Source organism: Spirillospora sp. NPDC046719, from assembly GCF_040645715.1.
Classification (GTDB): Bacteria; Actinomycetota; Actinomycetes; order Streptosporangiales; family Streptosporangiaceae; genus Spirillospora.
The window spans coordinates 34,883-59,013 of sequence record NZ_JBEYYT010000012.1 but is presented as its reverse complement, the minus strand read 5'-3'; the positions used below and the strand labels follow the sequence as shown (position 1 = coordinate 59,013).

The window sequence follows — 24,131 nt, the reverse complement described above, 5'->3', positions numbered from 1 at the left end:
AGACCCCGCTCCTGGAGGAGAACACCGCCGGGCTCCCCTGCCAACAGCACGGCTTTCGCCATGCTCAACTCACTCCTGCAACGGCATCACGGGAGGCAGGTTCAGCTCGGTGAGGCGTCCCTTCCGCTGGGGCTTGGCTCTCTCGATCCCGAACTGCGGGCTGTGGAGTGCTTCGACTTCCCCCGTGGTTCGACGCTGCTGCTGTTCACTGACGGTGTCACTGAGGCGCGAGACCCGTCCGGGGTCATTTTTCAGCTGGACGAGCGAGTAGCCGCTTGGGGCGAGCTTCCCCTGGTCGAGAGCGCACCGACCATCCACCGCGAGCTGCAGCAGCACACGCGGGCAGGCTGACCGACGACACGGCCCTGCTAGTCGTGTCGAGGAGCAGTTGACCGCGGTGGCTGGCCCTGGCCGCACTGGAGGACCGCTACGAACTGGTGGCCGACCAATGAGGGGTGATCGAGCAGATTCTCGCGAGTGGCGGCGCGTGAACCGGCGGCGCGACTCGATGGCCTCCGGGCGCAGGTGTTCGGATTGTCTGAGGTGCCCCGGGTTCGATGAAGTCCCTCTGGCCACTCATGGTCTTGGCGGCAGTGCTGAGGCCAAGCTCGCCCAAGCGCCGCTCTGGCCACACCGACGTCCGCAAGCTCGACGGGGACGTTCCGCAGCAATTCACGCGGCGGCGACCCGGCGCCACCGACTAGCCGGATATGCCGCGCCATCGGCCCTACTCGCCAGTAACAGGATGTCTCGCTGTTCCGGATTGGGAAGGCTTCGAGCAGACCACCGAGCCTGAGGGCTTTCCGACTCCCCGGCTTGCTCGGCCCGTACGGTACCGGCGGACCGAACGAGTCCGGCGGAGAGAGGGCCGTCATGGCTAGGTGGTGGCGCTGGGACAGCGATGAGAAGGTCCGGGTGGCGGGTGAGCTGGCGAGGCTCATCGTGTGGGTCATCTGGATCGCCTCCGGCTTCCCCGGCGGCCCGCGATAGCGGGTGGGGCCTCCCGCCGATGCACCGGGTAGCAGCCGCAGCGGGCGGGAGGCCCTCCGCTGCTGATGGCGTGCCCATACAGTGCCGCGCGTACACCCGCAGACAGCGAACGTACTAGTGAGTAACAGCCGGTTTTTCGCCGACGGGGCGACACCGACTGGGCGGGACATCAAGGAGGCCGAGCGGGCACGGTGGTGCCTATGCAACCGCAAGATCGGCCCCCGCGCGCGCGTGGCGGGCCGGGCGGCTCCGGTTCGTTGCGCACAAAGACGCCGAGTTCGAGCGGCTGCATCCGCGCGGCCGCGGTGGCCGATTCTCCCGGAAACCCTGGCTCCCCCCCCACCACCACGACGACGCCGGCGGTGGCGGCGGCCGTGGCGGGGCGATGCGGCGCCGCGCTGCCGCTGCATCCTCCGCACCAAGCGCGCCGGGGTCCGTCCCACGGGACGAGGCGATCTCGCGGGCGTTCGATGACGCGAAGTCGTTCGTGCCGCCGCACCCCGGACGTGCCGCGGCACATGCTGCTGGAGCGGGCCGCGATGGTCCAGAAGAAGCAGGTGTGGAGAGCCTGACGCGGCGGCTGGCGCATCTGTCAGACGAGGAAGTACTCGGGCCGGCGGCGGCGAAGGTCCTCGACGACGTGCGGGCTGAGCCGGGGCTGCGGTACCCCCGGCCGTCGTCGAACTGCGCCCCGGCGAGACCGTGCTGGATCTCGGGTCGAGCGGCCGGCTGGATGTATCGCCGCCACCGCCGTCTCCGACCGGTGCGCCTACGCCGGCATCTGGACCGTCCAGTCCGGCGTCCTCCCTCACAGAGCCGCCAGCCTCCGCCTGCACGCCAAGGCAGGATTCGGCACCGTCGGCACCCGCGAGAAAATCGGCTGCCACCACAGCCGCCGGCGCGACATCGTCCTTATCGAGCGCCGCAGCCTCGAGATTGAGCCCATTCCGTAGCGCATCCACGGTTGGGCTGCTGCGGGACTGCCTTCACCGGCCGGCCCTATCGAAGGCCCGGGCGCGGGCAATTCGGTTACAACGTTCCGGCATCGGGTGGCGCAGCGGATCGATCCGGAGCGGCGCGCGGCCGCGGTGGCGCGGTTGCTGGATCTGCGTGAGGCGGAACGCTGACGTCCGGGCATGTGCGGGATCATGTTCGGCGCGGGACTGGCCCTGCTGTGAGGCCTGGCGGCGCTTCGGGGGCCAATGGCGCCGCCAGCGCCACTTCGTCCCGTCCCGACCTGCCTGCCTCCCGCTGGTCTCCAGTTAGGGGTACAGAAGGCCACAGACCGGAAGGGCATTGCCCGCCCCGGGCCGCTTCCGAGCGCCACGAGGAACACCCAACAGGGCCCGCTCATCGGCTCGACTGTCGTGGCGACTATGACTGACCAGCAGCACGTGGACGATGGTGAAAGGCCCGTGACGATCGGAAGCGTCACTCCCCTCCCCCGGCGCGGCACACCGGGCGCCCGTGGTGCCAAACCGTTACGAAAACCCCGCGCGGCAAGTGAGTGCAGCGCTCTATCCTCGCCCCATGTCCACCGCTGACAGCCCGGACGAGCAACAGCCGCCCGCACCGGCGTCTTCATTGCGGGACCTGTTCCCTTGGCATTTCGCGCCCGACCGCACGCAACTCAAGGAGCATCTCACTCGCGGGTTGGTGGTGTTCGACACCAATGCACTCTTCGACGCCTATCGACTCAACAGCACAAACCGTCGCGAGTTCCTTGACACGCTGAAGCTCTTCGGTGACCGCCTGTGGGTCCCCCATCAGGTTATGGAGGAGTTTCTGTCGCGCCGCCTGAGGGTTATCCACGAATGCGCCCAGGCCGTCAAGAAGTTGAGGGACGACCTTAGCAAGGAGGCGGCAACGGCTTTTAACAAGGCCAAGGCTGCAGTGGAGGACTTCGGTAAGCGTCGCGGCCTTTCCCAGGACGCCGTCAAAGACATGATTGGTTTGCTCGACACTGCCCGGCAGTTGACCACCAGCGGCGTCGCCGATAAGGCCGCCGAACTTTACGAATTCGACCTTACGGCCAGGGATAACCGGCTCAACGACCCAATATTAGAGGAGATCGACAGCATCTTTCGTGGCCGGATAGGCCCGCCACTGCCTGATATGTAGCGTGCGCGCACGCAGGCCGCCTACCGTTACGAGCACGGCATCCCTCCCGGCTTTGCCGACGCAGACAAGCCGGACGGCGGCATCGGCGACTACCTGCTATGGGCTCAGACATTGGTCGAGGTCCGCAGGAGACAAGTTCCCATCCTACTCGTTACAAACGAAAGTAAGTCCGCGGAGGACTGGATCACCCAGCAACCAGGTGGAGTCTCTCCCCGTCCACGAAGCGAACTGGGCGCAGAGATGAGAGCCGAGACTGGGCAGCCGTTTCACTTGGCGAACGTGCAGAGCTTCCTGCGACTCGCCAATGAACACATGAATGCACGTGTCAGCGACGCAACGATCGCTCAGGCCGACAAGCTTCTAAGTGCCGAACCGGGCCCCATCGCCAATCGCCGGCGCGATCTTAACCTCGCTACGCAGAACGTGGGTGCGGCATCCGCTAGATATCACGCGGCTCTTGAGCGGATGGCCATGATCCAAGATCAACTCAAGCTGGCGTCACGGCATGACCCCCAGTACCCATCATTGGCCGCCGAGTTCGAGGTCGCACGTGCCGAGGTCCTCGCCGCAGAGGACGATCTCACTGACGCCCGGCGGTATCAAACAATGACGCAGACTGCATTGATGGAAATGGAAAGCAAGAAATTCCTTTAATGGGGCCTCGGCCTCATAAGGTGCGGACACTTCAGATGGAGTATGGCGGCGGCGCGAGTAGCGTATTCCGGTACTGTGCAGCAGTTCGTTATCGCCGCGATGTTCCAGCCCGCGGAGGCGATCGACACCCGGATGGCCAGCGGCAGCCGTTTGGCGGGGGGCCGCCCATCCCGTTGCGGCCCCACCGCCGCCAGCGGCCAGCCATCGAGGTCGTAGAGGGCATGCCACCAGTGGGTGGGGTTGGCGGCGGCGGTCGCTCCGGAGGTAGCGCCAGGCTGGTGACGGCCTCACCGCGCGCCAGGAAGATCCGGACGCGATCGTGGAGCGCCAGACACTGCGGTGCCCAGGCCGACGGGCGGTGACGCCGATGAGTGCACGTTTTGCGGTTCGGCCAGGTAAGGACGGGTCCTGGTGGCAGGCAGACTCGGGCGTCTGCCCGCTCGCGTGATCGGCCTGGGGATGCAAGGACCGTCTCGCCCACCGCTGCGACTGGGATGCCGTGTTGTGCACGGCCTCAAGATCCGCCGCTACCAGGTGGTTCCCCGGGGGGCGCTCCGAAGAACGTGCGGCCACTGTTCGACCACGACCTCATCGTCGTCGAACTGGAACTCGACTGTCACCCGGCCGCACGACCACAGACACTCGACCAGCTCTCGCGACGGCCCTGCTCTGGACTGCTGTAGCTATTAAGAAGTCATAACAAAATGACGCTCCTATGTCTGCGCAACCCGTGGCAGGAGTGCCGTCGAGCGGATGATCACCTGATAGACCTCACGTGCGACGTAGCGCTTGAGGCAGCGGACGATCTCCTTCTTGGTCTTGTCCTCGGCTGTGCGGGCGCGGTCCCGGTCGGCCTTGGCGGTCTGCAGCGCGGCGCGCAGCCGGTCCAGTTCACGCTTGGCGGCGGTGAGCTGCTCGGCGAGGGGCTTGGTGGGCGTGCTCGGCCGGTGTGCCCGGCCGACCGTTGCGCCCCCGCTGGCCCCCCGCGCGCCCGCGGCCGCCGACATCTGGCCGGTCACCGGCCGAGGCCGGCTGTCCTACCCGCGCACCGAGCACCCATTCAAGAGCGCCACCGGCGATCTGGTGCCTTCACGCCCGCAGTTGGACGCTCCGCCAGCTCCGCTCTACAACACCTGGCGGCGCCGGACGCACCGCCGCAGATCTGCAGGCCAAATCCCGCTACGCCCATCTGGCCAGCCTCGGCGCCTACATCTCCCTCGGAGAGTAGACCTCCGCCCGCCGCCGACCTAACCGCCTGTCTTAATCCCCTGCACGATCTTGTCCTCAGCGGCCCATCATCACCTCGTTTGCGGCTCGTGAAACATCCGTTAACGGCTCCCCTCATGCGCGCTTTGAGCGTGCTGGCTATGGTCGGGACCCATGCAGACCCCCCCGGGGATCGTTCGCCGCCGGGCGGCTGAGCGTAAGCGCGACACTCTGGAACGGCTCGTCACCGAGCGGGATGTATGGGTGTCGACAGCACATCCAGATCACGGCCCGCACCAGGTGCCGCTGTGGTTCATGTGGGACGGGCGAGCAGTGTGGATGTGCACCAGCGCCACCTCCGCGACTGCGCGGAACGCCCGCGAGGAGCCGCGCGTGCGCCTGGCACTGCCGGACACCTTCGACGTGGTGCTTCTCCCGGGTGAGGCGGAATGCTTTCTGGACCAAGACGTGCCCGAAGACGCGGCCGAGGCGTTCGCCGCCAAGCTCGGGTGGGACCCGCGTGCGGAGGAAGGTTCCTTTCTGTACGTACGCGTGGTGCCGAAGAGTGTCCGCGCTTGGCGCGGCGAACCGGAACTAGGCCCTCCGCTCGGGTCCGTGTCACCAGCCCCAAAGTAGCTGTGGGTAGCGTTTCTGATTCGACACGTGGTGATCACGAGTGAGTGGTACTGATCGGTAGCGGCGTGGTCGCGGATCAGGGTTTTCCCGACGTTCAAGGCGATTCCGGAGGCTTGGGGCGATGCGTCGGGAGTGGGAGCTTGAGGACCTCATCGAGTGCTGGACGCTGGATGAGGAGGAGCGGGGGCTGCTGAGCAACAAGTCGGGTGCGACCCGGCTGGGGTTCGCGTTGATGTTGAAGTTCTTCGAGCTGGAGGCCAGGTTCCCGCGTCGGGAGGACGTGCCGCGGGCGGCGGTGGAGTTCATGGCCGGGCAGGTCGGGGTGGCGTCGGAGCTGTTGGGGGATTACCGCTGGTCGGGCAGCACGATCGAGTATCACGGCAAGGAGATCCGCGATTTCCACGGGTTCCGTCCGGTGACGGTGGCGGACGAGGACAAGCTGATCTTCTGGCTGGCGGGTGAGATCTGCCCGGAGGAGGTGTCGCGGGACCGGCTGCGGGCGGCGCTGCTGACGCGGTGCCGGGAGAACAGGCTGGAGCCGCCGACGGCGGGCCGGATCGAGCGGCTGCTGGGCGCGGCGGAGGCAATGTTCGAGCGGCAGTTCACCGAGCGGACCTTGCAACGGCTAGAGGCTGGGCCGGTGGCCAGGCTGGAGGACCTGGTCGATACCGGCGCCGGTTTCTGATGAGGGTGCCGCGGCGGGGAGCGTGGGCGGGGGCCGGGCGTTCCTGCAGGAGTTGAAGGAGGATCCGGGGCCGCTGGGGCTGGACACGCTGCTGGCCGAGATCGGCAAGCTGGGACGGGTGGAGGCGATCGAATTGCCAGACACCTTGTTCGAGGGGGTGTCGGAGAAGATCGTGGCCAACTGGCGGGCGCGGGCGATGAAGATGTACCCCTCCGACTTCACCGCCGCCTCACAGGAGGTGCGGATCACGCTGCTGGCGGCGCTGTGTCATGTCCGCAAGACCGAGCTGATCGACGGGCTGGTGGAGCTGTTGATCCAGCTCGTCCACAAGATCAGTGTCCGGTCGGAGCGGAAGGTCGAGGGAGAGATCAACGCCGAGTTCCGGCGGGTGTCGGGCAAGAACGGCATCCTGGTGAAGATGGCCACCGCGGCGCTGGCCCTGCCGGAGGAGATCGTACGCAGGGCGATATACCCGGTGGTCGGGGAGCGGACGCTGGCCGACATCATCGCCGAGGCCAAGGCGAATGAGAAGGCGTTCCAGACCCGGGTGCGGACCAAGCTGCGCGGCTCCTACTCCCACCACTACCGCCGGGGGCTGCCGAAGCTGCTGAAGGCGGTCACCTTCGGCTCCTCCAACGAGGCGTTCCAGCCGGTCATGGACGCCCTGGCGCTGCTGAAGCGGTATGAGGACTCCGACGCCGACTTCTACGACGCCGCGGAGACGATCCCGATCGAGCACGTGGTGCCTGAGGACTGGGTGGAGGCCGTGATCGACGCCGACACCTGGCTGGTGGAACGCATCCCCTATGAGTTGTGCGTGCTGGTCGCGCTGCGCAAGGCGATCCGCCGACGGGAGATCTGGGTGGAGGGCGGCAACACCTGGCGCAACCCCCGAGGAGGACCTGCCCGCCGACTTCGACGCCAACCGCGACGTCCACTACGGAGCGCTCAAGAAGCCCCGTGACCCGGCCGAGTTCATCGCCGATCTGAAGAAGCGGCACACCGCCGCGCTGACCATGCTGAACAAGGCGCTAAAGAAGGGCACCACCGGCGGCGTGAAGATCACCGCCAAGAAGGGCGAGCCGTGGATTAGCGTTCCGCCTGTGGCCAAGCAGCCCGAGCCGGAGAACTTGGCGGCGCTCAAAGCGGAGATCGGCCGCCGGTGGGGCGTGATCGACCTGCTCAACCTGCTCAAGGACGTCGACCACATTACGCACTTCACCGGCGACTTCGCCTCGGTGGCCTCTCGCACCGTCACCGACCCCGCCGTCCTGCAGCGCCGGCTTCTGCTCTGCCTGTACGGGCTGGGCACGAATGTTGGGATCAAGCGGGTCGCCGACGGCGTCGCGACAGCGCCCGGCGCTGATGAGTCCCAAGTGGATACGGAGGCGGCGCTGCGCCGCACCCGCCGCCTGTTCATCAACCGGGACAACCTGCGCGCGGCGATCCGCACCATCGTGAACAAGACCCTAGAGGCCCGCGACACCACGCTGTGGGGTCCGGGGACCTCGTGCGCGTCGGACTCGCGCAAGTTCGGGTCCTGGTCGGCGAACTTCATGACCGAGTGGCATCAGCGGTACGGCGGTCCGGGGATCATGGTGTATTGGCACGTGGAACGTAAGTCGGTGTGCATCTACTCCCAGGTCACCAGCACCACCGCGTCCGAGGTGGCCTCCGTGATCGAGGGGCTGCTGCGCCACCTGACCTCTGCCGAGATCGACCGGCAGTACACCGACACCCACGGTGCCTCGATCGTCGGGTTCGCGTTCGCGCACCTGCTGGACTTCCAACTCCTGCCCCGGCTGAAGAACATCGGATCGGCCCGCCTGTACCGGCCCGGCGTCGGCGAGGACGAGGCGTGGCCGTAGCTGGGCGGTGTGCTGTCGAACAAGACCATCGACTGGGACTTGATCGCCAACAATTACGACGTCATGGTCAAGTACGCCACCGCCCTGCGGCTCAAGACCGCCGCGGCGCACCAGATGCTGCGCCGCTTCACCCGCGGCGGCCCCAAGCACCCCGCCTATCAGGCCGTCGAGGAGCTCGGGCGGGTGATCCGCACCATCTTCATCTGCGACTATCTCGCCCACGAGGAACTTCGCCGCGAGATTCACGAGGGCCTGAACGTGGTGGAGAACTGGAACAGCGCCAACAAGGACATCTTCTACGGCAAGGCCGGTGACCTGACCGGCGACGATCGTGAGAGCGTCGAGATCTCCGCCCTTGCCCTGCACCTGGTCCAGGCAGCCATCGGCTACCTCAACACCCAGATGATCCAGATCGTCCTGCGCGACCCCGCGTGGCGCGGCCGTCTCAACGACACCGACCTGCGCGGCCTGTCGGCCCTGTTCTGGGGCCACCTCAACCTGTACGGCCGGTTCGATCTGGACATGACCCGTTTCATGGATCTCGATGTCGGCGAACCGGCCGCCTGACCCCGGGGTTCTCCGCGCCTGCCGGCATCGGGCGTCAGGTCTCGGGCGGAGCGAAGGATGGCGGTGGCGCGGGCGTGGTCCATGCGCGCACCTGCTCGGCCAGGGCAGTGACATGCTCCGGGGGCGTGGTCTTGACGATGCCGTGTCCCAGGTTGAACACGAACGGCCCCCCGCTCAGGGCGCGCAGGATGCGCTCTGTCTCGGCGTAGAGCGCGGGGCCGCCGGCGACCAGGAGCTGAGGATCGAGGTTGCCCTGCACGCAGCGCCCCAGGCCGTGCTGCAGCCTCTTAGCGGCCCATTCGAGAGGAACTGTGGCGTCCAGGCCGATGCAGTCCGCGCCGGTTGCCCCGGCGAACCCGTCGTAGGCTAGCCCGGCGCCCCGCGGGAAGGCGATGACCGGAATGTTCGGATGTTTGGCCTTCAGCGCTGCGACGATGGCGGCAACCGGCTTGACGCACCAGCGCTCGAAGAAGGCGTCCGGGAGTATCCCGGCCCAGGTGTCGAACAACTGGACTGCTTCCGCGCCCGCCTCGATCTGGCGGTCAAGGAACTGGATGACGGCGGTCGTGAGCAGGTCGATCAGGGGCTGGAATCCATCGGGGTCGCTCAATGCCCACTGCTTGACGACGGAGTGCTCCGACGTGCCGCCGCCGCGTCCTTCGACCATATAGGTGGCGATGGTCCACGGTGCGCCGGCATAGCCGATCAGGGCCACTTCGGGGGGCAGAGCGCGGGTCAGCTGCCTGACCGTCTCGTAGACCGGGGCCAGTTCCTCGTGGAGGCGGGAGGCGCTCAGGAAGCCGGCTATGTCCGCAGCCGAGCGGACAGGGGGCGTCAGAACCGGCCCGTCGCCGGGCCGGTAGTCCAGGGTCTGGCCCAGTGCGGCGGCGACCTGCGGAAGGTCCGCGAAGATGATGGCGGCGTCGAGCGGGAAGCGGCGGATCGGCTGCAGGGTGACCTCGACAGCGTGCTCGGGCGAATTGCAGAGCCCCACCATGCCCCCGGCAGCCTCACGGACCCGGCGATACTCGGGCAGATACCGTCCCGCCTGCCGCATCAGCCATATCGGCGGCCGCTCGGTCCGCTCACCAGCGAGCGCGCGCAGGAGCAGCTTCTTAGACTGGACGCTGCCGGACATCGGCTTCGGACTGACTTCTTCCCGGGTACCGATGTCCACGCTGTTCCATCCTGTTGAATTGCCCCGGGTATCGACGGGACTCAAGTAGCAGACTCCAGCCCCCTGTAAGGGGACGTTGTTATCGTAGCCGCGCCCAGTCTGGGTGGCCCGGCAGGGCGTCAGAGCCGAGCGGCGTCCCGGTACGCGGAGTTCTAGGCCCTGAACGCCGGCCGCAGAACCTGGCTCAGTCTGCGACCCGCGAACGCGCATGTCACAGATAAGGGTCCTTTACCTGTGGCATGGTGGATCACGATCTGCGGATCCCGCGACGGCCGAGTGCCCGAAGCGGTCCCTTTATCTGTGGCAATGGATGAGGAGGCGGAGCCCGTGCCGACCGTGATCACTCTGCGTCCCGGCGACACCCGCCCCGGCTCTACCGTCCGGTCGGCGGCCGACGCCTTCCTCGACTCACCCGCCTGCGCCAACCCCAACACCCGCCGCTCCTACACCACCACCCTCGACAAGCTCGCCGCCGAGCTCGGCGAGAGCCGGCCGCTGGCCACCGTGGCCGACGGGGAGATCGGGCAGGCCCTTGAGCTGCTGTGGGGCGAGGCGTCGGTGGCCACATGGAACACCCGCCGCGGCGCGGTCGGCGGCTGGCTGAAATGGTGCGCCGAGCACGGCGTCGCCGACGCGGCCGACGTCCCGGCCATCCCGAACTGGTGCAAGTGCCTGCCCCCGCCCGGCTCCGACACCCCCGTCCGCTCTCGGACCGCGATCGACCGGCTCATCGCCCGCCGCGAGGTCCACCTGCGCGAGAAGACGCTGTGGCGGATGCTGTACGAGACCGCCGCCCGCTCCGAGGAGGTCCTTTCCGTCAACATCGAGGACCTGGACCTGACGGGCCGCACCTGCCCGGTCAAAGCCAAGGGCGCCAAACCCAGGGCTCGAAAGCGCGGCACCACCCGGGAGCAGTACGTCATGGAACGTGTGTGGTGGGACGCCGGCACCGCCCGCCTCTTGCCCCGCTTGATCGGCGATCGCACCACCGGCCCACTGTTCATCGGCCACCGCCGGCCCGGGCCCGGCAGGAAGGTCGACGCCCGCGACCTGTGCCCCGACACCGGACGGGCACGCCTGTCCTACGGCCAAGCCCGCCTCCTCCTGGATGCGGCCACCTGCATCGGCGGCGAGGCCGGCACCGGATGGGACCTGCACGAACTCCGCCACTCCGCACTCACCCACCTCGGCGAGTCGGGGGTCTCACTACTGCTGTTCATGGCCAAGTCCCGGCACAAGAAGGAGCAGTACGCCCGCCGGTACTTCAAACCGTCGGCCGCCGTCATGGCCGAAGTCACCGCCGTCCTCGGGCCAGCCTGACCCCACGACCCAACCGCGACTACCCAATGTCGCGATCCAAAGCGCGAACGTTACTCACAGCTACTTTGGGGCTGGTGACACGGACCCGAGCGGAGGGCCGTCAGCGGGATCTCCAGGCGGTAGTCGGCGATCACGGCGGGCTGTTCCCGGGTCTCGATCAGCCCGAGCTTCGCCATCCCGGTGATCGTCGCGCCGGCGCCCTTGTCGCGGACTCCCGCCGCCTGCAGACGCTGCCGCAGCGCCCCCATCACGCCGAAGGTGTTCCCGACCGGCCCGTAGGGCCAGCCAGCGCCACTCCGACGCTTTCGAGCGGCGGCCGCCGCTGAACCACGTCGCTTTCTGGGCGGCTTCCGGGAAGGGTGCCGTGCGCGAACGCGGTCAGCACGTACCGGCCGAGCGCGTCGCGGATCTTGCGGTCCGAGCCGGACGCGGGCCCGAAGCGGCCGTGCCATTTCAGCAGGTAGGCGGTGCGGGTGAGGTCGTCCAGCAACGCCCGCTCGCCGCCTCCAGCTCCTGCGCCGAGGGGCGCCGCTCGGCGCCCTTGCGGCGGCGCAGAGCGGAGGGCTGGATCGGTCGGACCTGACACATCAAGCCCGCGATCCAGGACACACAGCGCAGAAGTTGTCTTCGCTCGGACAGGGAGTAGTCTAGTTCAAGAATGACCGACCGGTCGGTCAATGAATCGAGGGTGTGCGATGCCTTTCGTCCGAAGCAGAGCGGGGCAGGTGTTCTATGCCGAGCGGGGCCGTGGTCGGCCGGTGGTGCTGCTGCACGCCGCGCTGCACGACCACACCGACTTCGACGCGGTGGCCGAGCCTCTGGCGGCCGCCGGCCATCGCGTGCTGGCCGTGGACTGGCCGGGTCACGGTCGTTCCGAGCTACCGACCGGGGGGCCGCGGTCGGTGACCGCGCCGCTGCTCGCCGGTGTTCTCGCCGATCTCGTCGCCGAGCTGGACCTAGAGCGCGCCGTCTTCATCGGCAATTCGGTCGGCGGGTACGCCGCGGCCAGGCTCGCGCTGGACCACCCGGACCGGGTCGCCGGGCTGGTCCTGGTCAATGCCGGCGGGTTCGTCAAGGTCCCCCGCCTCGCGGCCCGCGCTTTGGGTGTCCCAGCCGTCAACCGGGTTGTGTTCCCCCGGCTCGTTCCCCGGTACATGAAGCCGGACAGCGACCGGCTGCACGCCATCACCCGCCGGGTCCAGGACAGGGCGCGCGGCAGGACGGGCGCCGCGGTGTCCGCCGCGCTGTGGCGCAGCATCGCCGATCCGGCCTACGACCTGCGGGCCGACGGGCCCCGGCTCGGTGTACCCGTGCTGCTGGCCTGGGGGGCCCTCGACGTCATCCTCCCCATGTCGGCCGCACGCCAGACGCAGGCGGCGATACCCGACGCGGACCTGCGGACACTGGAGACCGGGCACGTGGCCTTCGCCTCCGATCCGGACGGCTTCCTGGAACTGGTACTGCCCTTCCTGGAATCGGTGGAGACCGCCGGGAGCGCGCAGTGAGCACCGGCGTCCGGCAGCAGCGCGCGGCGGCCACCCGCCAGCAACTCATCACCGCGGGCCTGTCCCTGGCAGAGCGGACCGGCCTGGCAGGCATGAGCGTCAACCTCATCGTCGCCGAGGCGGGCGTGGCCAAGGGCACCTTCTTCCACCACTTCCGCGACCGGTCGCAATTCCTGCTGGCGCTGCACACCGAGTTCCACGACCGCGCATTCACAGAGATCAACAAGACAATCGCGGGGATGGCACCAGGCCGAGGCCGGCTGCTCGCCGCCGCGAACGCCTACCTGGACGAATGCCTGCGCCATCGCGGTGTCCGCGCACTGCTGCTGGAGGCCCGCGTCGACCCGGCGATCATCGAGGCGATCGCGTCCCGGAACAGAACAGTCGTCCAACTGACCAGTCCCGACTTCGCCGCCATGGGCCGGACGCACCCCGAGCCGAGCGCGGCCATGTGGAACAGCGCCGTCGTGGAGGCCGCCATCCTCGAACTCAACCAAGGCGGCCACCAGCCCCACATCCGAACGGCACTGGCCCAGTTCCTCCCCGAATAGCGGATTCCAGCGAATGGCGAAGCAAAGACCATCATCGCGGCGATCAACAGAGCGGTGGAAGCCCTCGTCAAGCCCATCGCGGTGGAACTGGCACCCATCCAGGTCAACGGCGTCTCACCCGGCCTCGTCGACACGCCCTGGTGGAGTGGCCTGCCCGACGACGCCCGGCAGGCCTACTTCGCCCAGGCCGCCCAGGCGCTACCCGCCCGCCACATCGCGACCGCTGATGACGTCGCCGACGTCGTGGTCCTCGCAGCGACCAACGCCAACATCACCGGCACCATCATTGAGACCGACGGCGGAGCTCGCCTGGTCTCCCTGGGCTGAACGAGCTCTGCAACCGGGTAAGCCGGTGCTCGGCATAGCCCAGATGTGCGGTCAGTTCGGTCTCCATCGGTCGAGTTCGTGGCAGGCGTCCAGGAGTGCGGCCAGCCGGCTGGACGGTGGACCGGGACGTACGGCCAGATAGGTCCGGGCGACCGGGGCGGGCGCCGCGAAGGGCCGGAAGGCGATGCGAGGAGCGGGCTGGATCTCGGCCTGGGCCGCGTAGTAGACCGTCCAGCTCGGTCTGCCGGAGGCGATGGCGGCGAGCGTGTCCTGGTCGGTGGTGAAGGCCGGACCCATGATCGGTTCGAATCCGGCCGCCCGGCAGGCGCCGACGACCGTGTCGACCAGGTGCGGGTTGGCGTCCCGGGGCACGATCCGCAACGGCAGGTCGGCCAGGTCAGCGAGCGCGACCTCCTCCTGGGCGGCCAGCGGATGCCGCGCGGGCAGGGCCACGACCAGGGCATCGCTCCAAAGAGAAAGGAGCTCCAGACCCGGACCGTGGTCGGCGCCCCGGATGAAGGCGGCGTCCAGGTCCCCGTCGCGCACCTGCTGGAGCCGGGACGCCGGAGCCGCGCTGACCAGCTCCACCATCAGCCGCGGCGCCCGTTCGGTGAGCGCGGTCAGCAGGGCGTCCAGGCGGCCGCCCAGCCCGACGTTCGTACCGAGCCGCAGGGTCGACTCCTGCTCGGCCCGCAGGGCGGCCATCGCGTCGGTCGCCGAGAACACGCTCCGCAGTATGGCGTGGGCGTGCGGCAGGAAGGCCCCGCCCGCGGCGGTGAGCGTCACGTTCCGCGTGGTGCGGTCGAACAGGTCCAGCCCGAACTCGCGTTCCAGCCGCCGGATCTGCTGGCTCACGGTCGGCTGCACGATGTGCAGCCGTTCGGCGGCCCGCCCGAAGTGCAGTTCCTCAGCCACCGCCACGAAATACCGAACCTGCCGGAGCTCCACACCCACCGTCCATTCATCACGATCCTTGATCAGTCTAAGAGCGGACTGCTCATTGGGCGCCGCCGGTATCTCCGCTGGAATTGCTCAACGTCAGCCCCGGCTCAACGGGCGATCCCGGGAACGGACCGCCGCGAAAGGAAGACGACGATGGCCTACGCGAATGTCAACGGGACCCGGCTCTACTACCAGGACCTCGGCGCCGGCCGTCCCCTGGTGTTCCTGCACGGCTGGGGCACCAGCGGCCGGGTGTGGGACGCCCAGGCGGCCGACCTGATGACCGGCCACCGTGTGATCACCGTCGACTGGCGGGGCTGCGGCCGCGCGGACCGGCCCGCCACCGGCTACACCATCGCGGACGTCACCCGTGACATCCTGGAGTTCATCGACGTCCTGGCACTGGAGCAGCCGGTGCTGATCGGTTCCTCGATCGCGGGTGCGTTCACCATCGAGGCCGCCCTCGCCGCCCCCGACAGGATCGGCGCGATCATCCCGGTCGACGCCGGCGTCCACCATTTCTCCGGGATGCGCGAGGCGATGGACGAACTGCTGATGGACCTGCGCGCCGACCGGGCGGGCACCCTCGCCGAGTTCGTTCCGCACTGGTACCGTCCCGGGGCCAGTGCCGCCGTGATCGACTGGACGGTCCGCCAGCTCCTGGACTCGACCTTCCTCATCGACCGGCTCGTCGTCGACCAGGCCGGTTACGACCCCCGGGCCCGCCTCGGCCAGGTGCGCGTGCCCACCCATTTCCTGCACGGCGAACTGGACACCGAGGTCCCGCTCCGCGTCCCCGAGGAGTGCGCGAGCCTGATCCCCGGCGCGCGTCTGACGGTCATCGAGGGCGCCGGCCACATGTCGCAGCAGGACCAGGCCGAACGCTTCACCCGAGCGCTGCGCGAGGCCCTGCACTGAACCCTCCACGGGTGCCCCACTGGCGACCTCGAATACATGAACGACCTGCGCGCCACCGCCTCCCACAGGCGAGAGCGACGGCCCTGTCGAGCTCGGGCCGGGGTGGCGGCCGGATTACTCGCTCCCGGCGGCGCGTTCGAGCGCCTGCGCGCGTTCCTCGGCGGCGTCGTCCCCGAACTCGACCGGCTCGCCCGCTCGGTGCCCGACGCCCGCGACATCGGGGACACCCCCGTCCAGCGGGGCGTGCGCCTGTCACTGGGCGGGAGCATCTACGACGCTGCTGCCCCGATGTCGGAGATGCTCTTCAACATGCTGGCGGTGTTCGCCGAGTTTGAGGCGGACTTGTTGAAGATGCGCACACGGGAGGGTATGGCCATCGCCCGCTCCCGCGGCAAGCTCAAGGGCCGTGCCCCCAAGCTGAGCGTGCGGCAGCAGGCCGAGCTGGTGCGGATGCACGCCACCGGCGAGTACACCATCGCCGATCTGATGGAGGTGTTCTTCGTCGGCCGCGCCACCGTTTACCGAACCCTGGAACGCGCCTGAGCCGACAGGACGGTCACGAACACCTACGAGTGGCACGGGCCTCGACGCCGATCCTGGTGACCGCCGGCGGCTGCGACGTCGTGGATCCGACGGGTCGGCGACGACATGTGCAGACCTGATTCACGTCCATGTGCACGGTGTCGTTTCGTGCGCGACCGAGCTCGCCGCTCGGCTCGGTCAGGGCGGTGTTTGTGCGGCCTGGGCTCCCTGCGTCGGCCCGGAGTCGCAGGCCAGCAGGGGCAGGATGACGTCGTCGACGATCTCGGCCACCGCGGTCGGAGGGATGGGTGTTCCCCGTGCGATGACCTCGTGACGGAGTAGGTCTGTCGGCAGGGCGACGGCTCGCGGCCTGAGCCTGTCGCCGCGGATCTGTCCTCGGGACAGTGCACGGTTCAAGATCGTGGTGATGCCCGAGGCGAGCAGTGGTGCTCGGGATCATCGTGATCGCCGCAGTCGTCCCCGAGTCGCGCAACCCGCGACGAGCCCGGCTGGATCTGACCGGCGTCGCCATCTCCGCTGTCGGCATGGTCGCGGTCACCTACGGTGTGATCGAGGCCGGAGACCGGGGCTGGAGTGACATCCGCCCGCTGGCCACGTTGGTCGCCGGCGCCCTCGTACTGGCGGCGTTCGTGCACTGGGAGCGGCTGGTCGGCCGTCGACGCGAACCCCTCGTCGACCTGTCGCTGTTCCGCTCGCCCGACTTCACCTGGGGAACGATCCTGGCCACCATGGTCAGTTTCGCCATGTTCGGACTGCTGTTCAACACACCTCAGTACTTCCAGGCTGTCCTCAACGCGGACTCCCTCGGCACTGGCCTGCGGTTGCTGCCGATGGTCGCCGGCCTCGTGATCGGGGTGCAGGTCGCGAACCGCCTGGTAGTACGGCGTGGTCCCAAGGTGCCGGTGTCGATCGGATTCGCCCTCATCGCCGTCGGGCTGATCACCGGAGCCACCACCACTCTCAGCACCGGCTATGGCTTCACCGCCGGGTGGATCGCGGTCTTCGGCATCGGGTTGGGCATGACGATGTCTACGACGACGATGGCCGCCCTCGGCGCACTGGCGAAAGAACGCGGGGGCGTGGGTTCGGCCTTGATCATGGCGTTGCGTCAGCTTGGCAGCGCGATCGGAGTCGCGCGCCTCGGCTCACTCGCCAACGCCGGTTACCGAAGCCACCTTCAGTTGCGAGGCCTGTCTCCGACGCAGGCCGCCGCAGCCCACCAAGGCGTCTCCTCCGGTGTGGCCGTCGCCGGACGCGATCACTCGCTACTGCGATCGGTCCGTTCGGCGTTCATCCACGGCATGGACACAACGCTGTGGGTGTGCGGAGGGATCGGCGCGCTCGGCCTCCTTTTGGCGCTGCTCTTCCTCACCGCCCGACGAGAATCCATCGATCAGCAGGGCCGGCCGGCCCCGAAGGTTCCGAGCACATCCTGAGCCCGAGTCCTCATCCGGGAGACCGTGCCGTTCGGCGCCCGAACGGCACCCCGCCGTCCGAACCGATCCGTGGCGCCCGGGGACACGGTCACCGGGAATGGCGGAAGAGCTCGAAGCTCTTTTCCTGGTGCCAGCGGTCGCCGTCGCTGACCAGCAGGTGGATTTCGTGCACCTGGGCGGACAGGGGCAGCCTGCCGGTCAGGTCGGCTTCGGCCTGGTCGAGGAGCTGTGCCACCTGCTGGTGAGCGACGGTGAGATAGGGGATAACCTCGGTGAATTGACCACCGTACGGCTCGCTCTCGGGCCACTGTCCGGCGATCGCCTCGGTCAGCGCCCGGAACGGCTGGTGCGGGGAGGGCACGAGATGGACGACGTCGAGGAAACGGCCGCATCCCAGGAACCGGACGTCGAAAGCCGCGTGGGATCCAATGAGGGTGGCGAGCCGGCGCAGCGTGATCTGATCGAGACGCTCGTGGTCGAGGACCGGTTAGAGAATGGTCACGTGTGCTGGTCGGCGTGCACCCCTACGTGCTGTTCAGCCTGCGCTACGAAGACGACACTCGCCCGGGCCCGCCAACGCGGCGAGGACCTGCCGCCCCTCCCCCATCGGGACTCGTGGCCAGGCTCCGTCGAGACCAGCCCGGACGGCACCGTCGCCGACGGCCCCACCTGCTGACAACATGTTCCTGCTGGCCAGCACGGTCCGCTCGAACTCCACCGCCCCGCCATCCCACACCTTGATCTCAGCGGCGGCCCTGCACCTGCACATCGGTGCCGATGGCTTCGGCCGGTTCGGCCTCTTGGGCGGCCGGGGAACGGCGGCCAGGCGGACCGCAGCGGGCAGCCGCAGCGGCAGCAACTCCTGCTCGTCGGCAGCGGTGCGGGTCTCGAACCGGTCGGCCGGGCAGGCCATGCCCAATGATTGATGCGGGCGGCGGGTGTTGTATTCGACCACCCAGCCCGCCACCGCGGCCCGCGCTGCGGCCAGGTCATCGAACGGCACCGCTGCACTCGGCGTCCAGGAGCGCGCGGGCCCGCACGCCCATCGCGTCCTCGACCAGCGATGGCTGATGCAGTTGCGGCTGCCGCAGGGCCTGCTGGATCCGGCGGGCCAGCTCGTCGATGCCGCGTTGCCGACCGGCCCGCCGCAACACCGTGGCGATGCGAGTGCGCGACAACCTGGCGGCCGCCGTCGGCGTGAACGCCAGCGCTAGGACGGCGCGGGTGCCGCGCCCGGCCAGGTTGGTGGACCGGTCGCCGGCGAAGGCGGCCAGGAAGGCCGGGAAGTACTCAGTGCGTTAATCCTGCGGAATGCCTCGGCATTAAGTGATGGTGGCTCGACCGAGAAGGGCCAACCGACCCTCAGCTCGGGAGCGGGGCGGCGGAGGAATCGCCGGGACCACTGTTCTTTTGACTGTCCTGGTCGTCCCGGACGGCGGGGCGGCCCCGCGACGCTGAGGCCTCGGCGCGGGCGGCGCGTTCGCGTTGCGTGGCGGCTTCGGCGCGGGCGGCCGCCAGATCGGTTTCGAGTCGTTCGCAGAGGGCCTGACGGGAGGCGGCCGCGCTTTGCGCAATGGCCAACTGCTCAGCGGCCTGCCTGGCAGCTTGCTCGGCGGTGGCCTGGAGTGCGCGCTGGTGGCGTTCAAGGGCATCGGCGCGGGCGGCGGCCTCGCGGCCATGCCGTAGCGCCTCGTCGCGTGCCTGCTCAGCGGCCTCAGCTCTGGTCCGCTGGGCGCGGGCCTCGCCGTGGGCGGCGGCCAGTGCCTCCCGCGCGGTCGCCAGCGCTGCCGTGCTGTCGGCCATCTCGTTCTGGAGGGTCTGCAGTTGGTCGGCCTGGGCGCGGGAGGCGGCCTCGAATCGGGCGCGTTCCTGCTCGTGGGTGTTGCGGATATCGCGGAGTTCGGCGGCCTTGGCATCGCGGGAGGCCTCGGCGGCGGCCTGAGCCTCGCGGGCGGCGTCGCGGGCGCTTTGGTGCGCGGCGATGGCCTCGGTGGTGTCGGCACGGACCTGCTCGAGGTCAGCGCGGTCGCGGGCGGCGGCCCGCTCGGCGGCCAGTTGAGCGGTCCGGGCGGCCTCGGCGGCGGCGACCGCTTGCTTGCGTGCCTTGTCGGCGGCCAGGGCGCGGCCTTCGGCGTCGGCTTCGGCCTGTGTGGCCGCGGTCGCCTCGGCCTCGGCCCGCTGTACCCGCGACAGCGCTCCCTCTTGGGCCTTGGTGAGAAAGTCTTTCAGCTCGGTCAACTGGCCCTGCAGGGCACTGATGGCCGCCGGTACCCGCTGGGCGAGCGCCTCGGCCTGCTGCAGCGGTTCGTCGACCGCGGCGGTGTCGGCGGCGCGGCGGTCCCGGCTGGCCTGGTCGGCGTGAGCCTTACTGCAGTACTTGGGGGGTCGGCCGCGGCCGCGCGCCGGTAGCGGTTCTGAGCAGCCGGCCAGGGCGCACTCCCCCGCCGTCGCGACCGCGTCGGCCGTTGCCCCTTCTTCTACGGCTTCACCGCGTGCCACCTCCGGTTCGGCCGCGGGTGCCGCCGGTAGCTCGGCCACGCCGCCCGTCAGGTCGCCTTGTTGTGCGGCTGGTCCGCCAACAGCCGAGGAGCCCGCCGGCGCCGCCGCCGCTGTGTGCGCCGATGCTCCCGAGGGCGTGGACGGGGCGGCGTCCGGCTCGCTGGCCGACTCCATGACCGCCGCTGTGGTCGCGGAGTTGTCGGTGACGTCGTTCGCGTTGCTCGTCTCACTGTTCACCCGCCTCACCGTAGCGATCTTTTCGCTGATCGGCACGCTTAATCATTAACACGACACGCGAAACGTGAAAATACGAGAAGGTTGAGGCTCCGGGATAATGACGGTTATCCTGGTGTGCATGATCAACAAGGCCGGCGAGGGCGGGATCGGCGTCACACGCGACGTCAGCCGAACATGCGGCGATGCGGGATGCGGCCAGGCGCCGCCCGGTCGGGGTGGTCCGTACGCTTCAGCGCAGAGGTCGATGCAGGCTTCAACGGTGGTTCAAAGCACCAAATCCGCAGGTGGTGGCCTTGTTGCAGCGAGTGTTGTAACACCCTTGTGAAGGGCGTTTGTGGATGACTACGCAACCGCTGCCGACTCCGGATGCTCCTTTGGAAGCCACGGCGCTGCTGCCCGCAGAGGCGATGACAGCGGCTCTGTCGCCGGCGCTGGAGGCAGCAGGGGCGGCGACGACGGCGGGCCCCGCGGCCGATCCGATCGGGCAGGCCGTCGCGCTGCTGCCCGCGCTGCCGCCCGACGACCCGGGCGACCGCTACGGCCTGCGCCTGCTGACCGCCGCCTGGCTGCGCGCCCAGAACAGCGACGCCACCCGCCGCGGCTACTACCGCGACCTGGCCGGCTGGCTGGACTACTGCGCCCGCACCGCACTGGAACCGCGGGCGGCGCGCCGAGCGGACATCGACGATTGGTCGGCGTCCATGACCGTCACCGTCGGTGGCCACTCGCGCCCGCCCAGCGCCGCGACCCGGGCGCGGCGACTCGCCGCTGTCTCCTCCTGGTACACCTACCTGCAGTCCAACGACATCACCGACCGCAACCCGACACTGCTGGTCAAGCGCCCGACGAGCGGGCAGATTGCCGCATCCGCGCGCAAGGCGCCCACGCTCAGCGTCACCGAGACGGCTCTGCTACTCGACACCACCGAGGGTCGCGCCGTAGACCTGGGAACGGAAGCGGCGTGGCGTGACGCGGCCGTGATCGCGCTGCTGTTTTACACCGCCCTGCGCGTCTCGGCGTTGACTGGAGCGGCCTTTGCGGATCTGAGCACTGAGGCCGGATACCGCGTGCTCTGGTACAGCGCTAAGGGCAAGGGGCCCGACGGCCGCGACTACGTCCGTCTCGACGGCGAACTCTGCCGCGTCCTAGACGCCTACCTGACCGTCCGCGCCAACCGCCACCCGGACGGTATCCCGCCAACCGGACCGCTGCTGGTGACGACCCCGCACCCCTACGACCCGACCAAGCCCGGAGACAAACGCCTCACCCAACGCGACGTCACCAACATCCTGCGCCGGCAAGCCCGGCTCGCCGGGCTGCCCGCCGCACCCCGGCTCAGCCCGCACAGCGGCCGCCGCACCGTCATCACCACCCTGCTCGGCAACGACATCCCGCTCGCCAAGGTCCAGGACCTGGCCGGCCATGCCGATCCCCGCACCACCCGTGGCTACGACGACACCAACCACAAACTCGCCTCCTCCCCCGTCACCGACCTCACCCGCATCCTCGCCAACCACCGCACCAGCACCCCAGCCAGAGCAAAGCAAGATGACCAGGTGGCGGACCAATGACTGTCGCCCTCAAAGGTGCGTCCTGGCAGATGGTGCGCCGCCTGGCGGGTACGGGCCAACCTGCACCGCACCTCACCTCACCTCACCTGGCCAAGGAGATCCTGGGGTTCGCCAACCGTGAGCCCCAGGTCGCTGCGCGGTGGTGCAGGGCAACGCCTACCTTGTGGTCTCCTCGCGCACGCGTCTTCGTGGCTATCGGCCAACGTCCAGGACGCGGGCCAAGGCCCGCTCGCCAGCGGCGATCGTAGTGTGCTGCGGTTCGGGTGCAGTCTCGGGATCCCCGCCCAGCGCGATGCGCAGGGCGGGGATGTCGTACCGGTAGCCGATCAGCTTCCAGCTCCTCGATGTGGCTGCGTCTGGCAAGGCCCCACGCGCCCGGCTGTACGCACACATACCGGAACGGTCAACTTCGATCGTGCGCCCTTGGTGACCCCTGTGTCATTTCCGCAGGGATCCTGCGCCATTCGGCAGGAACGGCTTATCAGTCTCCCCGCCCTTTGGCCGTCCGGTCGACGAGTGCCGGTCTGGGAACAACAGCCGGTGGCGCCGTCGGCAAAATCAGCTGTCGCGGCCTCCAACCGCTCGCCGACAGATCGTGAGAAGGCGGCCACAGCAGTGAGCCCGCGCCATCGAGATCGAGAGCGCCTGCGACGAGCGCGTCTGGGGCCGCGTCGGTGGGCGCCAGCGCCGATCCGTCCCTGGCCCCCGCCCGCCCCGTCGTCGCTGCCCTTCACCGCAGTGTCTCCCGGCGCGAGGCCGTACGCACTGATGTGTGAAGGCCCGGTCATGGCACCCCCCCGGAACAGCTAAGTCGTGTTCGCCCGCAACGGCCGCACCCCGTCATGGGAGCCAGACGGGGCCGCGCACCTGCCTTTTGGCGCTCGGCACCCGGACGACGGCGCCGACGCCGCAACCGGAGAGCCATTGGAGTGACGCCTGGCCCCCGAAGCTGCCCGGCAGCGGGCCCGCCCCTGATGATTTTGCACCAGCGCTTCGACTTTCGCCCGCGCCGACGAGATCCATCAGGTCACCGCTGCCGTTCTGGCCAGAGACCTCCCGCCTTCCCTGATCCGGCCCGGCGAGAACATGGCACAGCACCGTCCCGCCCTAGCGTCGTCTCGGAACTGATCACCGAAGGGTTCTTGGGGGATCACAAGTCGGCGACGACCGCCGGGTACGCACCATCTGTGATCTTGGTGCCGTATCTTTCCGCTGTGACAACGCCGCCAGCCGCTGACGACGTCCCGGAAGGTTCCACCCACACCCCCGGGCAGGGCTGGGCCCCGCCGGACATCCCCCACAACGCCCCGCCGCCTATCGGCACGATGTCGGGCAGCGTTCCCTACATGGCCGGCCTGCAGCCCGTGCCGGGTCGGCGCCGGACGAACCGGCTGGCGATCGTGGCGTTGCTCAGCGGGATCGCCGGGCTGGTGGTAGTCGCGATCGGGTTGGCCATCGCCGCCCTGGTTCAAGCTGGTCGCCGCGACGAGAAGGGCAGGGGCCTGGCCGTGGGCGCCCTCGCCGTGTCCGCTGCGTGGGCTGTCGCCCTGACGGCCATCGCGGTGACGAGCGTGCTGAACACCGGCCACGACGGCCCGGAGATCTCGGCCACCAGAAACGGCAAGCCGCGCGTCACCACCCTGGGTGCCGGCGCCTGCTTCACCGGCTACGAAGAGGACCTCAACCAGATCTACGCCGCCATCGCGGGGTGCACGCTGCCGCACGAAGGTGAGGTCGGCGCCCAGATCACCTTGCCCGATCGCCCCTACCCCGGCGACCCGGTACTGCTCGCCGAGGCGACCGGCCTGTGCAAGGCGCGCAACGCGAACCTGCTGAACAACCGCCTGCACGACCACATCGAGTTGCACGTTGACCGGCCCCGCCGCAGCACCTGGGAACACGGCGATCACCGGGTCACCTGCGTCCTGCGCTACACCGGCTCCCGCGAGTTGTCCACGCCGCTGAGCCACCTGCAGTGGGGGCCCAGGACACGCGAGGCGCTGGCCCCCGGCGACTGCATCGACACATGGCGCGACACCGAAACCGAGCTGACCATCGACTGCGGACGCGAGCACCGCTTCGAGGTGGCCGCCGCCTTCGACATGAACCCCGCCTACGGCCCCGCCTACCCGCGGGAGATGAAAGCAGTGGTCGCCCAAGGCTGCGGCGCGGAACTGAGGAAGCTGTACCGATCCGTCGCCGACCTACCCGGCGGCGTCAGCGTCCATCTGACCTATCCATCCAAACGGCAATGGGGTGAAGGCGACCGGCGCATCATCTGTCTGTTCCAAGCTATCTCCGAGCCTCTGCGGCACTCGGTAATACCCGGCTGAAGGCGCGCGCCCGACTCTGCGGGGTCACCGCCAGCCGCGGTACCC

Annotated in this window: 24 protein-coding genes and 2 pseudogenes; 17 read left to right on the top strand and 9 right to left on the bottom strand. The window is 68.9% G+C overall.

Annotated elements, in window-relative coordinates:
• The first annotated feature begins 60 nt into the window (after nt 1–60).
• The 3 genes and pseudogenes from ABZ914_RS04025 (at nt 61) to ABZ914_RS04015 (ending at nt 3,765) form a co-directional block, all read left to right on the top strand.
• A complete protein-coding gene (locus tag ABZ914_RS04025) occupies nt 61–351 on the top strand; it encodes a SpoIIE family protein phosphatase (RefSeq protein ID WP_500191488.1) in 291 nt (96 codons plus the stop codon).
• Between the two features lie 2,169 nt (nt 352–2,520).
• Nucleotides 2,521–3,330 (top strand): annotated as a pseudogene (locus ABZ914_RS04020) (PIN-like domain-containing protein); the annotation flags it as partial.
• A 60-nt stretch (nt 3,331–3,390) separates the two neighbouring features.
• Nucleotides 3,391–3,765 (top strand): hypothetical protein, encoded by a 375-nt coding sequence (locus ABZ914_RS04015; protein WP_500191490.1) that lies wholly within the window; start codon nt 3,391–3,393, stop codon nt 3,763–3,765.
• A 713-nt stretch (nt 3,766–4,478) separates the two neighbouring features.
• Here ABZ914_RS04015 and ABZ914_RS04010 read toward each other — a convergent pair.
• On the bottom strand, nt 4,479–4,784 hold the full coding sequence (locus ABZ914_RS04010) for a hypothetical protein (protein WP_500191484.1): 306 nt from the start codon (nt 4,782–4,784) through the stop codon (nt 4,479–4,481).
• A gap of 361 nt (nt 4,785–5,145) precedes the next feature.
• Here ABZ914_RS04010 and ABZ914_RS04005 point away from each other — a divergent pair, with 361 nt between their 5' ends.
• The 4 genes and pseudogenes from ABZ914_RS04005 (at nt 5,146) to ABZ914_RS03990 (ending at nt 8,727) form a co-directional block, all read left to right on the top strand.
• A complete protein-coding gene (locus ABZ914_RS04005; RefSeq protein WP_500191483.1) occupies nt 5,146–5,607 on the top strand; it encodes a pyridoxamine 5'-phosphate oxidase family protein in 462 nt (153 codons plus the stop codon).
• Between the two features lie 121 nt (nt 5,608–5,728).
• Nucleotides 5,729–6,292, top strand: coding sequence for a DUF4158 domain-containing protein (locus ABZ914_RS04000; protein WP_500191482.1), 564 nt, complete (start codon nt 5,729–5,731; stop codon nt 6,290–6,292).
• 22 nt (nt 6,293–6,314) lie between these two features.
• Nucleotides 6,315–7,256 (top strand): hypothetical protein, encoded by a 942-nt coding sequence (locus ABZ914_RS03995; protein ID WP_500191481.1) that lies wholly within the window; start codon nt 6,315–6,317, stop codon nt 7,254–7,256.
• A gap of 52 nt (nt 7,257–7,308) precedes the next feature.
• Nucleotides 7,309–8,727, top strand: a pseudogene (locus tag ABZ914_RS03990) (Tn3 family transposase).
• Nucleotides 8,728–8,761: 34 nt separating this feature from the next.
• On the opposite strand, the gene hemE reads toward ABZ914_RS03990, so the two are convergent.
• A complete protein-coding gene (gene hemE / locus ABZ914_RS03985) occupies nt 8,762–9,904 on the bottom strand; it encodes a uroporphyrinogen decarboxylase (protein WP_500191480.1) in 1,143 nt (380 codons plus the stop codon).
• 327 nt (nt 9,905–10,231) lie between these two features.
• Between hemE and ABZ914_RS03980 the strand changes: the two genes are divergently transcribed.
• A complete protein-coding gene (locus ABZ914_RS03980) occupies nt 10,232–11,224 on the top strand; it encodes a tyrosine-type recombinase/integrase (RefSeq protein WP_500191479.1) in 993 nt (330 codons plus the stop codon).
• 50 nt (nt 11,225–11,274) lie between these two features.
• On the opposite strand, the gene ABZ914_RS03975 is transcribed toward ABZ914_RS03980, so the two are convergent.
• A complete protein-coding gene (locus tag ABZ914_RS03975; protein ID WP_500191478.1) occupies nt 11,275–11,472 on the bottom strand; it encodes a hypothetical protein in 198 nt (65 codons plus the stop codon).
• Nucleotides 11,472–11,714, bottom strand: a complete 243-nt coding sequence (locus ABZ914_RS03970; RefSeq protein WP_500191477.1) for a hypothetical protein — start codon at nt 11,712–11,714, stop codon at nt 11,472–11,474. Before ABZ914_RS03970 ends, ABZ914_RS03975 begins: the two co-directional genes overlap by 1 nt.
• 205 nt (nt 11,715–11,919) lie before the next feature.
• On the opposite strand from ABZ914_RS03970, the gene ABZ914_RS03965 reads away from it, so the two are divergent.
• Genes ABZ914_RS03965 through ABZ914_RS03955 form a run of 3 tightly spaced genes read left to right on the top strand, consistent with a single transcriptional unit; the run spans nt 11,920 to nt 13,607 of the window.
• A complete protein-coding gene (locus ABZ914_RS03965; protein ID WP_500191476.1) occupies nt 11,920–12,729 on the top strand; it encodes an alpha/beta fold hydrolase in 810 nt (269 codons plus the stop codon).
• Nucleotides 12,726–13,280 (top strand): TetR/AcrR family transcriptional regulator, encoded by a 555-nt coding sequence (locus ABZ914_RS03960; RefSeq protein ID WP_500191475.1) that lies wholly within the window; start codon nt 12,726–12,728, stop codon nt 13,278–13,280. Before ABZ914_RS03965 ends, ABZ914_RS03960 begins: the two co-directional genes overlap by 4 nt.
• Nucleotides 13,281–13,283: 3 nt before the next feature.
• Nucleotides 13,284–13,607, top strand: a complete 324-nt coding sequence (locus ABZ914_RS03955) for an SDR family oxidoreductase (protein ID WP_500191487.1) — start codon at nt 13,284–13,286, stop codon at nt 13,605–13,607.
• 51 nt (nt 13,608–13,658) lie between these two features.
• Here ABZ914_RS03955 and ABZ914_RS03950 read toward each other — a convergent pair whose 3' ends face one another.
• Nucleotides 13,659–14,555, bottom strand: coding sequence for a LysR family transcriptional regulator (locus tag ABZ914_RS03950; RefSeq protein WP_500191474.1), 897 nt, complete (start codon nt 14,553–14,555; stop codon nt 13,659–13,661).
• Between the two features lie 147 nt (nt 14,556–14,702).
• Between ABZ914_RS03950 and ABZ914_RS03945 the strand changes: the two genes are divergently transcribed.
• Complete coding sequence (locus ABZ914_RS03945; protein WP_500191473.1) at nt 14,703–15,467, top strand: alpha/beta fold hydrolase; 765 nt, start codon at nt 14,703–14,705, stop codon at nt 15,465–15,467.
• 36 nt (nt 15,468–15,503) lie between these two features.
• Nucleotides 15,504–16,010, top strand: a complete 507-nt coding sequence (locus tag ABZ914_RS03940) for a recombinase family protein (RefSeq protein WP_500191472.1) — start codon at nt 15,504–15,506, stop codon at nt 16,008–16,010.
• A gap of 177 nt (nt 16,011–16,187) precedes the next feature.
• Here the strand turns inward: ABZ914_RS03940 and ABZ914_RS03935 are convergent, their stop codons facing one another.
• Nucleotides 16,188–16,406, bottom strand: coding sequence for a TetR family transcriptional regulator C-terminal domain-containing protein (locus ABZ914_RS03935; protein WP_500191471.1), 219 nt, complete (start codon nt 16,404–16,406; stop codon nt 16,188–16,190).
• A 29-nt stretch (nt 16,407–16,435) separates the two neighbouring features.
• On the opposite strand from ABZ914_RS03935, the gene ABZ914_RS03930 reads away from it, so the two are divergent.
• The gene (locus ABZ914_RS03930; protein WP_500191470.1) at nt 16,436–17,446 is read left to right on the top strand and encodes an MFS transporter; all 1,011 of its coding nucleotides are present in this window, start codon (nt 16,436–16,438) and stop codon (nt 17,444–17,446) included.
• An 88-nt stretch (nt 17,447–17,534) separates the two neighbouring features.
• Here ABZ914_RS03930 and ABZ914_RS03925 read toward each other — a convergent pair whose 3' ends face one another.
• A complete protein-coding gene (locus ABZ914_RS03925) occupies nt 17,535–17,843 on the bottom strand; it encodes a 2'-5' RNA ligase family protein (RefSeq protein ID WP_500191486.1) in 309 nt (102 codons plus the stop codon).
• Nucleotides 17,844–18,126: 283 nt separating this feature from the next.
• Here ABZ914_RS03925 and ABZ914_RS03920 point away from each other — a divergent pair, with 283 nt between their 5' ends.
• Nucleotides 18,127–18,372: a hypothetical protein gene (locus ABZ914_RS03920; RefSeq protein WP_500191489.1), complete on the top strand. Its 246-nt coding sequence runs from the start codon at nt 18,127–18,129 to the stop codon at nt 18,370–18,372.
• Between the two features lie 63 nt (nt 18,373–18,435).
• On the opposite strand, the gene ABZ914_RS03915 is transcribed toward ABZ914_RS03920, so the two are convergent.
• A complete protein-coding gene (locus ABZ914_RS03915) occupies nt 18,436–18,597 on the bottom strand; it encodes a hypothetical protein (RefSeq protein WP_500191469.1) in 162 nt (53 codons plus the stop codon).
• A gap of 211 nt (nt 18,598–18,808) precedes the next feature.
• Nucleotides 18,809–20,218 (bottom strand): hypothetical protein, encoded by a 1,410-nt coding sequence (locus ABZ914_RS03910; protein WP_500191468.1) that lies wholly within the window; start codon nt 20,216–20,218, stop codon nt 18,809–18,811.
• A 338-nt stretch (nt 20,219–20,556) separates the two neighbouring features.
• Between ABZ914_RS03910 and ABZ914_RS03905 the strand changes: the two genes are divergently transcribed.
• Both ABZ914_RS03905 and ABZ914_RS03900 read left to right on the top strand, forming a co-directional pair.
• Nucleotides 20,557–21,753 carry a tyrosine-type recombinase/integrase gene (locus tag ABZ914_RS03905; RefSeq protein ID WP_500191467.1) on the top strand — a complete coding sequence of 399 codons (1,197 nt, stop codon included), beginning with the start codon at nt 20,557–20,559 and terminating at the stop codon, nt 21,751–21,753.
• 1,346 nt (nt 21,754–23,099) lie between these two features.
• Entirely contained in the window at nt 23,100–24,086 is a 987-nt protein-coding gene (locus ABZ914_RS03900; RefSeq protein WP_500191466.1) for a DUF4190 domain-containing protein, read from the top strand.
• Nucleotides 24,087–24,131 lie beyond the last annotated feature (45 nt).